At 70.4% G+C, this 12,873-nt stretch carries 8 protein-coding genes; 6 read left to right on the top strand and 2 right to left on the bottom strand.

Going from position 1 to position 12,873, the window contains the following annotated elements:
* The coding region (locus DES47_RS25170; protein WP_133703533.1) for a YDG domain-containing protein at nt 1–5,269 on the top strand (5,269 nt) is incomplete at its 5' end.
* Nucleotides 5,270–5,288: 19 nt separating this feature from the next.
* Here the strand turns inward: DES47_RS25170 and DES47_RS25165 are convergent.
* Both DES47_RS25165 and DES47_RS25160 read right to left on the bottom strand, forming a co-directional pair.
* Nucleotides 5,289–6,470, bottom strand: coding sequence for a sensor histidine kinase (locus DES47_RS25165; protein WP_133703532.1), 1,182 nt, complete (start codon nt 6,468–6,470; stop codon nt 5,289–5,291).
* Nucleotides 6,460–7,026 (bottom strand): response regulator, encoded by a 567-nt coding sequence (locus DES47_RS25160; RefSeq protein WP_166652161.1) that lies wholly within the window; start codon nt 7,024–7,026, stop codon nt 6,460–6,462. Before DES47_RS25160 ends, DES47_RS25165 begins: the two co-directional genes overlap by 11 nt.
* Before the next feature lie 104 nt (nt 7,027–7,130).
* On the opposite strand from DES47_RS25160, the gene DES47_RS25155 reads away from it, so the two are divergent.
* From DES47_RS25155 to DES47_RS25135, 5 genes are all read left to right on the top strand, one after another.
* Entirely contained in the window at nt 7,131–8,387 is a 1,257-nt protein-coding gene (locus DES47_RS25155) for an efflux RND transporter periplasmic adaptor subunit (RefSeq protein WP_133703530.1), read from the top strand.
* Nucleotides 8,384–9,070, top strand: a complete 687-nt coding sequence (locus tag DES47_RS25150) for an ABC transporter ATP-binding protein (RefSeq protein ID WP_133703529.1) — start codon at nt 8,384–8,386, stop codon at nt 9,068–9,070. The genes DES47_RS25155 and DES47_RS25150 overlap by 4 nt, the downstream gene beginning before the upstream one ends.
* The gene (locus tag DES47_RS25145; protein WP_133703528.1) at nt 9,067–11,508 is read left to right on the top strand and encodes an FtsX-like permease family protein; all 2,442 of its coding nucleotides are present in this window, start codon (nt 9,067–9,069) and stop codon (nt 11,506–11,508) included. The genes DES47_RS25150 and DES47_RS25145 overlap by 4 nt, the downstream gene beginning before the upstream one ends.
* Nucleotides 11,509–11,687: 179 nt before the next feature.
* Nucleotides 11,688–12,317 carry a DVUA0089 family protein gene (locus DES47_RS25140; protein WP_133703527.1) on the top strand — a complete coding sequence of 210 codons (630 nt, stop codon included), beginning with the start codon at nt 11,688–11,690 and terminating at the stop codon, nt 12,315–12,317.
* A 2-nt stretch (nt 12,318–12,319) separates the two neighbouring features.
* Nucleotides 12,320–12,832: a hypothetical protein gene (locus tag DES47_RS25135; protein ID WP_133703526.1), complete on the top strand. Its 513-nt coding sequence runs from the start codon at nt 12,320–12,322 to the stop codon at nt 12,830–12,832.
* The last annotated feature ends 41 nt before the right edge of the window (nt 12,833–12,873 follow it).

The following is a 12,873-nucleotide window of genomic DNA, read 5'->3' as shown; positions in this document are numbered from 1 at the left end:
CGATGGCGGTGATGGCGGCAAGGGCGGCCAGATCCAGCTGCTGGGCCGGCAGGTGGGCCTGACGGACAGGGCCGCGGTCAGCGCCTCGGGGGCCGCCGGCGGCGGCCAGGTGCTGGTCGGCGGCGGGCAGGAGGGCAAGGACGCCAGCGTGCCCAACTCGGAGGCCGTTTTCTTTGGCAAGGACGCCGGCATCAAGGCCGATGCCACAGCCCGAGGCGACGGCGGGCGCATCATCCTGTGGAGCGACAAGGCCACCCGGGCCTATGGATCGCTGAGCGCCCGCGGCGGCGCACTGGGCGGTGATGGCGGCTTCATCGAGACCTCGGGCGGCTGGCTGGATGCGCGGCCGGCTCGCGTGGCCACGTTCGCGCCCAAGGGCAGCTCCGGCACCTGGCTGCTGGACCCCTACGACCTGATCATCAGCAACAGCGGCGGAGAATCGAACTTCGACTCCAGTATCGGCACCGAGACCAGCTTCTTCGCGACCGCGAGCCCCTCGCGCATCCTGAGCTCCACGATCAACGCCGCCCTGGGCGGGGGCTATGACGGTGCCGGCCATGTGCGCATCACGACCGGCGGCGCGGGCGCGGAGGCCGGCAACATCACCTTCGACACGGCCACACTCAATGGCGCCTACTCGGGCGGCTCGTCGCTGCTGGTGCAGGCCGCCGGCTCCATCACCGTCAACAACTCCAGCTTCACCAACAGTTCGTCCGAGCCCTCCGATACGATCAAGCTGACCTTCAATGCCGCGGGCAACGTCAGCTTCGCCAATGTCAGCATGCCCAAGGCCGCCGGGCTGCGCATCACCGGCGCCGACATCACGCTGCTGAACACCTTCGTGGACTCGCAGTTCATCGCCATCGACATCGCCGCGTCGGGCCGCTTGACCCTGGGCACCTCGACGGTGCTGAGATCGACGATGTCGGGCGACGCCATCATCCTGCACACGGCCAGATTCCAGAACGGCAACTCCGGCACCCAGGCCCTGCAGACCCCGACACCGGGCTCGCGCTGGCTGGTCCATGGCCTTGATGCGGCCAATGGCAGCGACTTCGCGCCGGGCAATCTGGCCTATGCCTTCAAGCAGTACGGTGGCGGTTCCATTCTGGGCAGCGGCAATGGCTTCATCTTCTCGAAGGCCGAGTCGGCGCAGCTCACCAGCGACACTATCCAGAAGGTCTATGACGCCGGCACCAGCGTGCCCGCCATCAGCAATCTGCAGGTCACGCCCTCGGTGCCGGGCGACAAGGTCATCGGCACACCATCGACCGCCGGTGCCGCCTACAGCGACAAGAACGTCGGCTTCGAAAAGCTCGTCACCCTGCCTGCCCTCGGTCTGAGCTTCACCGATGCAAATGACAAGCCGGTCTACGGCTACACGGCGTCGGCGCTGACCGGCGCCATCACGCCGGCGACGCTGATCGTCTCCGGCATCAAGGCCGACAACAAGGTCTATGACGGCAATGCAAACGCCACCTTCAGTGGCACGCCCAGCTATTCCGTGCTGGGCAACGACGATGTGCAGATCACCGGCCTCGGCTCGGGCACCTTCTTCACCAAACACGTGGGCATTGCCCGGTCGGTGCAGTTCTTCGGCTTCAGCGGCAGCGGCGCCGATGCCAGCAACTACAACATCGTGCCGGCCAACAGCTTCTCGGCCGATATCACACCGTTGCCGCTGGCGGTCAGCGGCCTGAGCGCCATCGGCAAGGTCTATGACGGCACGGCGACGGCCAGCTTGAGCGGTACACCGGTGATAGCGCCGCTGGGTGGCGATTCGGTCGAGCTGCAAGGCACAGCGCAGGGCCTGTTCGCCGACAAGGACGTCGGCCTTGGCAAGGCGATAGGCGCTGTCACCGGCCTGGAGTTGACCGGTCCGGATTCATTCAACTACACCCTGGTGGCGCCCGAGGGGCTGAAAGCCGACATCAGTCCCAAGACACTGCAGTTGGCGCTGACCGTCGACAACAAGGCCTACGACGCCGGCACCGCGGCCCGGGTGTCGCTGCTTGAGCCGCCGACGGGCCTGATCGGCAGTGAAACTGTCAACGTTGTCGTCAGCGGCAGCTTCCAGAGCAAGCATGTCGGTCTCAACAAGCCGGTGCTCATCGATCAGATCCAGCTGCAGGACGGCAGCAACGGCGGCAAGGCCGGCAACTACAGCTTCATCACCCCCGAGGCCAGCTACACGGCCAGTATCACGCCCGCGGCGCTGGTGATCGCCGGCCTCAGCGCCGGCAGCAAGGTCTATGACGGCACAACGGCAGCAACCGTCTCGGGCGGCGCGCCCACCGGGCTGCTGCAGGGCGATCAGGTCAGTGTGAGCTTCGGTTCGGGCAGCTTCCTGGACAAGAACGTCGGCTCGGGCAAGACCGTGGTCCTGAGCGGCTTCGGGCTGAGCGGCGCCGACGCCGGCAACTACACGCTGTCCGCGCCCGCGAGCCTGAGCGCGGACATCACACCGGCGCGTATCAGTGTCAGCGGCCTGACGGTCAACAACAAGGTCTACGATGCGACCACGGTGGCCACGCTGGCGGGCAGCGGCCAGCTCAACGCCCTTGGCGGTGATGCGGTCAGCCTCGGCGCCGGCAGCGCCAACTTCATCGACAAGAATGTCGGCACGGCCAAGACCGTGGTGCTCAGCGGCTTCGGCCTGAGCGGGGCCGATGCCGGCAACTATCTGCTGGAGCCCGTCGCCAACCTCAGTGCCAGTATCTCTCCGGCGGCGCTGGCCATCACCGGCGTCAGCGCCAGCAGCAAGGTCTACGACGCCGGTACCGACGCGACACTGACCGGCACGGCGGCGGTGAAGGCCCTGGGCAGCGACAGCCTGTCCCTAGGTGGCAGCGCCGTGGCCCGCTTCAGTGACAAGCAGGTGGGCGCGGCCAAGGGCGTTACCGTCACCGGCTACACGCTGAGCGGCGCCGATGCGGCCAATTACACCGTCACCCAGCCCACCGGGCTGACGGCCAGCATCACGCCGGCCCCGCTGGTGCTCGGCGGTCTGGGCGTGGCCGACAAGGTCTACGACCGGGGCACCGGCGCCGAGCTGGTCGGCGCGGCCGGCGTCGCGGCCCTGGGTGCCGACAGCGTCGCCGTCGAGGTCGGCAGCGCCCGCTTCAGCAGCAAGGATGTCGGCAGCAACAAGAACGTCACGCTCAGCGGCTTCGGGCTCAGCGGCGCCGATGCCGGCAACTACACCCTGCAGCTGCCCGGCAACCTCAGCGCGAGCATCAGCCCGGCCGCCTTGAGCGTCAGCGGCATCAGCGCCAACAACAAGGTCTATGACGCCGGCACCTCGGCCACGCTCAGCGGAAGCGCCACCGTGCAGGCCCTGGGCAATGACAGCGTGAGCGTGGCGGGCACAGCCGTGGCCCGCTTCGCCGACAAGAACGTCGGCACGGCCAAGGCCGTCAGCGTCAGCGGCTACACGCTGAACGGCGCCGACGCCGGCAACTACAGCCTCGATCTGCCCAGCCTCAGCGCCAACATCAGCCCGGCGCCGCTGAACATCGGCGGCCTCACGGCCAACAACAAGGTCTATGACACCACGCAGGTGGCCAGCCTCACCGGAACAGCCATCGTGCAGCCCCTGGCCAATGATGTGGTCAGCCTGGCGGGCACCGCGGTGGCCAGTTTTGCCGACAAGAATGTCGGCGTCGCCAAGCCCGTCACCGTCAGCGGCTACACGCTCGATGGCGCCGATGCCGGCAACTACCGTGCCGTGCTCCCGGCGCTGAGCGCCAGCATCACTCCTGCCAGCCTGCTGTATGTGGCCGCGCCCGTCGGCAAGGCCATTGGCGACGCGGTGCCGGCCCTGAGCGGCAGCGTCACCGGTTTCGTCGGCGGCGAGACCCAGCAGACGGCGACCAGCGGCACGCTGAGCTTCGGCAGCGAGGTCCAGGTGCAGACGGCGGCGGGCAGCTACGCGATCCTGGGCGCGGGTCTGAGCGCGCAGAACTACAGCTTTGCGCAGGCACCGGGCAATGCCACGGCCTTCACCGTCACCGGACTCAGCCCCGCCGCCACGCTGAACCAGGGCACGGCCGTGGCGGCCCAGGCCGTGCTGGTGGCGCCCGCCATCGCCAGCAGCAGCGCGGCGGGCGGCCTGCTCGATCTGCTGCAGGCACCGGCGGCCGGAGCGCCCGTGGCCGCGGCGGCGGCCCTCGGCAGCGCTGCGGCCGCGCCCTCGTTCAGCGGCATCCGCCTCGGCGATATGTCGCCGGACGCGCTGGCCCATATGCTGGCCTCGCGCGACCGTTTCAAGAAGAACCTGTTCGCCGATGCCACCGCGCGCCTGGAGCAGAACGCCGCACTGGCCGATCTGCGGCTGTGCCAGTCGGCCAAGGACGTCGAGGCCGGTGACTGCCTCCTCACCGAGGAACTCAAGCGGCGTATCCAGGCCACCGTCGCGCAGTCGGTGGCCGCCGTGGCGCCCGCGGCCGACACCAGCACCGCCGCGCCCGAGGCCAGGAGCCCGACGGTCAACCTCAGCCACAAGCGCAAGGTCAAGGCCGCGGCCCTGCCGCAGATCGAGCGCAAGGTCGCCGTCGTCATCGGCATCGACAACTACCAGGACAAGAGCATCCCGCAGCTGGGCAATGCGGTGAAGGACGCGCAGACCGTGGGCAGCCTGTTCGACGGTGCGCTGGGCTACGAGACCGTGGTCATTCCCAACGCCAGCAAGCAGGCGGTCGTCAGCGCGCTGAACAAGCTGGCGCTGGAGCTGGGGCCGAAGGACTCGGTGGTCATCTACTACGCCGGTCACGGCGAGCTGGTCGAATCCACCGGCCTAGGTTACTGGCAGCTGGCCGACGCCGATGCCAAGAAGCCCGAGACCTGGCTGTCCAATGCCGACATCGGCCGCATGATTGCGCAGATCGGCGCCTCGCAGGTGGCGCTGATCTCGGACAGCTGCTACTCGGGTTCGCTGGTCTCGGACGAGCGCATCCGCGCCACGCCCGGCGGCGCCGACCCGCAGGCAATGCTGGCGCGCAAATCGGTGGTGGTGATGTCCTCGGGTGGCAATGAGCCGGTGTTCGACGAGGGCAAGAACGGCCACTCGCCGTTTGCCTGGAACCTGATGAACCAGTTGAAGCAGGTGAACAGCTGGCAGGCCGGAGGCAATGTGTTCGAGCGGGTGCGGTTTGCGGTGGCCAAGGAACTGCCGCAGCGGCCCAAGTACGGCTCAAGCAGCGCGGCGGGCCATCAGGCCGGGGGTGACTATCTGTTCGAGCAGCGCCAGCTGGAGGCGGGCACTCAGTAGGCCGCACCGGAGCCGGGTCTCAAAAACTCAGCACGAACGCCGCTCCGCCCTCCAGCGGCCGCACATGCCGCACCCGTCCGCCCATGCCGTGCACCAGCTGGCGCACCACGGTCAGGCCTATGCCCTGGCCGCCTTCGCGGGCGCTGAAGAAGGGCAGGAAGATCTTGCGCTCCAGGCCCGCGGGCACGCCGGGGCCGTTGTCGCGCACGCTGATCTGCAGACGCCCGCCGCGGCCCTGGCGGGCCTGCACCCACAGCCGCGGTGCGGGCTGGTCCGCGGTGGCCTGGGCGGCATTGGTCAACAGGGCCAGCAGGGCCTGTTCGAGCTGGCCGGCATCGGCCAGCAGCTGCAGGCTGGGCGAGGCCAGCTCGAAGCTCGCCTGACCACCGCGCGCGGCCCAGGCCGGGGCCACCGCCTGCTGCAGGCGCGAGAAGAAGTCGCCCAGCGGCACCGGCGCCAGCGTCGGCGCGGGCCATTGGCTGACGCGGCGGTAGGTGCGCACGAAGCCCGCCAGGCCCGCGGCGCGATGGGCGATGGCGTCGAGCGCGAGGCGCAGCTCGGCTTCGTATCCCTCGGCAGTTCGCGGCTCGTCGAGCAAGGTCAATGCCGTCTGGCTCAGGCTCTGGATCGGGGTCAGCGAGTTCATGATCTCGTGCGTCAGCACCTGCACCAGCTGCTGCCAGGCCTGCAGCGATTCGGACTCCAGCTCATTCTCCAGCGGCACCAGCACCAGCAGGGCCTGGGCCTGGCCGTCAAGCGCCAGCGGCTGGCGCTGCAGCTGCCAGCGCTCGCTGCCTCGTTCGGTGTCCAGCAGCACCGGGCCGCTGACGGTGGCACCGCACAGCAGCCGGTGCAGGGCCGTCTCATCGCGCACGGCGCCCGGGGCGGCCAGCCGCCGGGCGCGGCTGCTCAGCGGCTGCAGCCTGTCGCCTGACAGCGCCCAGGCGGCCACCGGCAAATGTTCCAGCTGGGCTTGCAGAAGAGTCAGGCGGCGTGTGTCTATGGGCGGCGGCAATTCGGGCATGGGCGGCGGTGCGAGCGGGCGTCGCATCAGCATGGGCCAGGCCAGCGCGAGCCCCGCCAGGGCCAGCACGGCCGCCCCGGTCCAGGTGCGCGTCGAGGCGACTGCGGCGTGGGCCAGCGCACCGGCCGCCAGCCAGAGCAGGGCTGCAGCAGCCAGGCGCAGGCGTTCAGAGCCCATGCTTGTCCAGCCGCCGGTACAACGCCGCCCGCGACAGGCCCAGCAAGCGCGCCGCAGCGCTCAGATTGCCCTCGGCCTCCGCCATGGCCGCCAGCACGGCGGCGCGTTCCTGCGCTGCCAGCGAGCGCGACGGCTCGAGCGCGGTGGGCGCCGGCTCGCCGGCCGCGCCGGGCAGGGCCCGCTGCAGCGCCTCGCGGCAGGTGGCGATCAGGCGCACATTGTCCCAGGGCTTGGTGATGAAGTCGAAGGCGCCGCGCTTGAGCGCCTGCACCGCCAGGTCGATGTCGGCATAGGCCGTCATCACCACCACCACCGGCGGCTGCGGCCGGGCCTGCACCTCGGCGAGCAGGCGCAGGCCCTGTTCGCCATCGGTGCGGCCGGGGCCGAAATTCAGATCCAGCAGCAGCAGGGCCGGCTTCAGCCGGTCGAGGGCCGCTGCCAGCTCGGCCGGCCGGCGCAGGCAGGTCAGCGGCGCAACGCGGCGCTGCAGCAGCAGCTGCGCGGCCAGGCCCACGTCGGGGTCGTCGTCGAGAAGGAGGATGGAGGCATCGGTCACGGGGCGCATCTTCGCAGCAGTACGCGCCCGCGCGCCAGAGGGGTGTCCGGAAGCGGACAGGGGGCTTGGCCGGGAGGTGGCCAGGCCCGAAGCTGCGAAGCCTGATGTCACCGAACCCGAAACCGAACCTCACCCCCAGCGGCGCCGCCATGGACCGCCCGCTGCCCGCGCGCCGTCGCTGGCCGCGCCCGCTGCGCCTTGCTGCTTGGGTGGCGGTGGCGTTGGGCGGCCTGGCGCTGCTGGCTTGGCAGCGCGTGCCGCAGCTGCCGGCCGCCCATGCGGCGCAGCTGGCACCGGTGCGCGCCGGCGAGTTCCGCGACGAGCTGCCGCTGCGCGCGCGGGTCGAGCCGCTGCGCTCGGTGCAGCTCGATGCGGCCGAGGCGGGCCGGGTCGAGGTGGTGCTGGCCCAGGACGGCGACTGGCTCGAGGCCGGTGCGCCGCTGTACCGCCTGCACAGCCCCGAGCAGGAGCAACTGCTGATGCAGCGCAGTGCCGAGGTGGCGCAGCAGATGGCCAACGTCTCGGTGCAGCGCAGCGCCCAGGCGGCCAGCCTGGCGGCAAATCGGCGCGAGCTGGCCCAGCTGCAGGCTGCCGAGGCCCAGGCCGAGGCCGAGCGGCAGCGGCAGACGCAACTTGCCGCGGCGGGCTTTGTCTCCAGCGCAGCGCTGGAGCAGACCGAGCGCCAGCAGCGCCTGGCCACCCAGCTGCTGCAGCAGGCCCGCGTCGATCAGCGGCTGGAGGCCGACACCCGCCAGCAGTCCATCGACGAGATGGCCCGTGCAGTGCAGGGCCTGCAGCGCGGCCTGCAACTGCTGGAGCGCTCGCGGGAGCGGCTGCAGCAGCGTGCGCCGATCGCCGGCCAGCTCAGCGGCTTCCAATTGCAGGTGGGCACCAGCGTGCGCCCCGGTGACCGCCTGGGCCGCATCGACGACCCCGCCGGCGGCATGCAGCTGGTGGCCGATGTCGATGAGTACTACCTGCCACGGCTGCAGGTCGGCCAGCGTGCCACCAGCGCCAGCGGAACGTTGAGCCTGGCTCAGACCTTGCCCCAGGTGCAGGGCGGCAAGGCGCGGTTGCTGCTGCGCTGGCCGGCCGCTGGCGCGCCAGGCGATCTGCGCCCCGGCCAGGCCGTCGAGCTGCGGCTGCAGCTCAGCCAGCCGACACCGGCCCTGCTGCTGCCCGAGGGCCCCGGCGTGCAGGTCCAGCTCTACGTGAAAGAGGGCACCGAGCTGCGCCGCCGCCGCGTGCAGCTGGGCCGCCGCGCCGCCGGTCAAGTTGAAGTGCTGGCCGGTCTGCAGGTCGGCGAGCAGGTCCTGATCTCCCAACCCCCTTCCGATGCCGAAAGACTAGCCCTGCCATGATTGATTTGAGCCAACTGACGAAACGCCACCGTGCCGGTGACGTCGAAACCACCGCGCTGGACGCGATCGACCTGCAGATCGAGGCCGGCGAGTACGTCGCCATCACCGGGCCCTCGGGCTGCGGCAAGTCCACCCTGCTGGGCCTGCTGGGCCTGCTAGACAAGCCCAGCAGCGGTGTCTACCGCCTGCAGGGCGAGGATGTGGCCGGCAAGACGCCGCGCGAGCTGGCGGCGATCCGCCGCGGCCGCATCGGCTTCGTGTTCCAGAGCTTCAACCTGGTTGACGAGCTGACCGTGCAAGACAATGTGCAGCTGGCCCTGCGCTACGGCAGCATGCCCGAGAAGGGTCAGCGCGCCCGCGTGGCCGAGGTGCTGGAGCGCCTGGGTCTGGCCCACCGCGCCGCCCATCATCCGAGCCAGCTCAGCGGCGGCCAGCAGCAGCGCGTGGCGATTGCCCGCGCCATTGCCGCCCGCCCGGCCCTGCTGCTGGCCGACGAGCCCACCGGCAATCTCGACAGCGCCCATGGCCAGGAGGTGATGCGCCTGCTGCGCGAGCTCAATGACGAGGGCACGACACTGGTGATGGTGACGCACAGCGCCGAACACGCGGCGCTGGCCTCGCGCAACGTGCGCCTGCTCGACGGCCGCGTGCTGGTCGATGCCTTGGCGGAGCAGCTGGCATGAAGGCCCTCATGCTCGATGCCCTGCGGGGCCTGCGCAGCCGCAGTGCCGCCACCGCGGTGGCCGTTGGCGGACTGATGCTGGCGCTGGCCGTCTGCCTGCTGCTGGCATTGCTGGCCCTGGCCCTGGCCGCGACCGATCCGTCCATCCCCGAGCCTGAACGGGTGGTGATGCTGGACTTCAGGGGCAACCCGCCCGGCCAGCCCAGCGGCTGGTTCACCGCCTCGCCGGTGTCATTTGCCGACATGCTCAAGGAGCGCCAGGTGCCGCTGGACCTGATCAGCCGCGCCAGCGAGGAGGCGCTGACCGTGCGCATGCAGGGCACGCTGCAGCTGGTGCGGGTGCGGGCGGCCGACCCCGGGCTGGTGGCGCTGATGGGGCTCAAGGCCCTGCACGGCGATCTGCTGGCCACGCTCGACCGGCGCGACGCCATTGCCATCACCCCGGCCCTGGCGCGCAAGCTCTGGGGCGAGGTGCCCTTGGCCCAGGTGCTGGGCCGCAGTTTCGACTCGCGGGGCAAGGTCTACACGGTGACCGCCGTGATCCCGGCCACCGACCCGCGCAGCCCCCTCGGTCAGCAGGACGCGATGGTCGGCTTCGAGCTGGTCGGCCGCGACCTGGTCGGCAATATCGCCAACGAGGAGGGCCTGAAGGCGATCTACCTGGTCAACGGCCGCGTCTATGCCCGGCTGCGCCCAGGCGGCTCGGCGGCCCCGATCGGCGGCTGGATGCGCGAGGCCTTCATGGCCAACCCGCTCTACGCCCAGCTGCCGGCCGACTGGAAGACCGGCCCCGGCGGCGCGGTCCGGGAGGCGGCCTACTTCCGCGCCGTGACCCTGACCCAGCTGCCCTTCGAGGGCGATGACAACGGCCTGCGCTGGCAGCTGCTGGGCGCGGTGGGCGCGGCCAGCCTGGTGCTGCTGCTGCTGGCGGCCATCAACACGATGAATCTGCAGGCCGCCAGCCTGTTGCAGCGCCAGCGCGAAACCGCGCTGCGCCGCAGTCTGGGTGCGGATGGCCGCCAGCTGCTGCGCCTGTGGGCGCTGGAGGCCCTGCTGCCGCTGCTGCTCAGTGCCGGCGGTGCACTGCTGCTGGCCTGGTGGGCGGCGCCGGCCGTGGCCGGCTGGATGGGCCTGGCGACGAACCACCCGGTGGCCGATCCGCTGCCCGCCCAGGCCTTGGCCGGTCTGGGCCTGGCCGTGCTGGTGCTGCTGCCGCTGACCCTGGCGCTGCCGGCCTGGCTGGCGTTGCGCCGCGCGCCGGCGCCCGCGCTGCAGGGCCGCACCGCCAGCGAAGGGCCCTGGGGGCGCCGCCTGCGTCAGGCCCTGCTGACCATGCAACTGAGCGGCGCCCTGCTGCTGCTCTCGCTGACCGGGGTGATGGCCATCCAGTACCACCACCTGCTGCACGTCGACCGCGGCTTTGCCACCCACAACCGCCTGGTGCTGAGCGCCATGGTGGAGCCCGGCTTCGTGCCCAAGCTGGATGCCCTGGTCGCGGCCATAGGCCAGCATCCGGCGATCCGGCACTGGGGCTTCAGCAGCGCCCGGCCGGCGCGTGACAGCCAGGGCCAGACCGAGCTGCACGTCAGCCAGACCGAGCACAAGCAGGTGCTGCGCCTGACCGTCGTCTCCACCGGATTCTTCGACACCTACGGCATGAAGCTGCTGGCCGGCAGCCTGCAGACCGGCTCGGGCGAGGGTCGGCTGGTGATCGATGCCAAGGCGGCGCGCAGCCTCGGCTTCGCCACACCGCAGGCCGCCGTCGGGGCGCAGCTGCGCGGCGGTGGCGGCTGGCTGCAGGAGGGCCATGCACTGCGCCGCGTAGTCGCGGTGGTGGGTGATGTGAAGCAGGAGTCGGCGCGCGACGCGGCCATGCCCCAGGCCTTCCTGCTCAGCGACGAGCCGCAATGGGATCTGACCGTCCACGGGCCCGACCTGCCGGCGCTGCGCCAGGCGCTGGAGGAGATCTGGAAGGCCCATGGCCCGCCCCTGCTGAAGATCGTCGCCACCGCCGACGAGCAACTGGCCGATGCCTACCGCCTGGAGGAGAAACTGACCACCCTGCTGGCCGCCGTCTCGCTGCTGGCCGTGGGGGTGGCGATGCTGGGCGCCTACGCGCTGGTGGCCGATACCCTGCGCCGGCGCCGTACCGAGCTGGTGCTGCGGCGCCTGCACGGCGCCGGCCATGCGGACATCGCCCGCCAGGTGGTGGCCGAGTTCCGCGCACCGCTGGCGGTGTCTGCCCTGCTGACGCTGCCGCTGGCGGCCTGGCTGGGCCAGCTCTACCTGGATGGCTTTGTCGATCGTGTCGGCATCGAAACCGGCCTGGCCGCGCCGCTGGCCCTGGCCAGCGCGCTGACCCTGCTGATCACCGCACTGGCCGCCCTGCGCCATGTGCGCCAGGCGCTGGCGCTGCAGCCTATCGAGGCGCTGGGCTGAGGGGACTTGATCAGCCTGGGAATGGACCGATGGCGAAGTAGCGCCCAGGCTGTGATGTGGCAGGGCATGGTGGCTGTACGGGGGTACCCCCAAGAATGAAGACCGGTATGCCGTTGCCGGAGCGACCCTGCGACCGGAGAATGGGCCGGTAGCAACAGATGCCGAGCGGGGTGCCCACCATGTTCAACAGTATTCTGCGGCGACTGGCCGGGCTGCTCATGACCCTTGTCGCCGGACCGGTGCTGGCCGCTGCCGTCTCGTTGAGTGGCGAGCTTGACGACCCCGCCAATACCGCACTCGTGGCCTCGGACATGGGGGTGGCCCGGTTCGACGACGATCTGGCGACCGCGAACAACGTGGCGCTGCATGTGCTGCATGTCACCGTCGGTGGCAGCGTCAACGTCACCAGCACCGGCTTTGCTGCCGGCGGCATCGATCCCTACTTCACGCTGTTCAGCGGCACGGACCGGGCCACCGCCACCTTCCAGGAATCGAACTATCTGCACGCGCTGAGCGTGGGCGGAGACTTCTCGCAGGACCTGCTGCTCGACGCTGGCGACTACACGCTGGCCATCGGCGTCTTCCAGAACCTGTCGTTCGCCGAGAACCTCGGCAGCGGCTTCCTGGCCGACGGCTTCACCGCACTGGGTGGGCCGTCATTTTTCGGCGACGGCCATTACGCGTTCACGATCACCTTGCCCGCCGCCGCCGTGCCCGAACCCGGTAGCACCCTGTTGGGCTTGGCGGGGGTGTGGGCCACCGTCTGGTCCGCACGGCGCCGCAGGACCCCGACCCTCAACGGAGGATGAAAATGACATTCGCATTTTTTGCTCGTCGCGGCCTGCCCGCGGCCCTGGCCCTGGGGTCGGCGTTCCTTGCTTGGGCGCCACCCGCACTGGCGCAAACCCGCGCTGCGCTGGTCCAGTCGGTCGACGAACCCGGGCGCAGTCCCTACCAGGAGACCCAGTCCAACACGACCTGCCGCGGCAGCACGGTCTGCGCCTTCAATTTCGCGCAGGTCCCGGTGGGAAAACGGCTGGTGCTGACCAATATCAGCGGCTACGTGGACACCGCCGCCGGCACGCTGCCCAATGGCTTCGTGAGCTCCGGCTTCGGTGGCTCCTCCTACGCCACGCTCGCCTTCACCGGCGTGCGCGGACCGAGCGGTGCGCTGGGGACGCGCATCTTCATCAACCACAGCGTCCAGGCCTACTTCGGCCCGAGCGAACCCATCAATGCGTCGTTCCACGTCAACGGCACGGGCGACACCATGTCGGGTGGTGCGCTGCTGATGCTGACGGGCTATTTCGTCAATCTGCCCTGAGGCCGCGGCCCCGCATTCACGCCCACGGCGTGGACCCGGCA

The organism is Roseateles toxinivorans (genome assembly GCF_004362525.1).
Lineage (GTDB): Bacteria > Pseudomonadota > Gammaproteobacteria > Burkholderiales > Burkholderiaceae_C > Paucibacter > Paucibacter toxinivorans.
The sequence above is the reverse complement of the archived record's forward strand: the minus strand, read 5'-3'. Positions and strand labels throughout refer to the sequence as shown.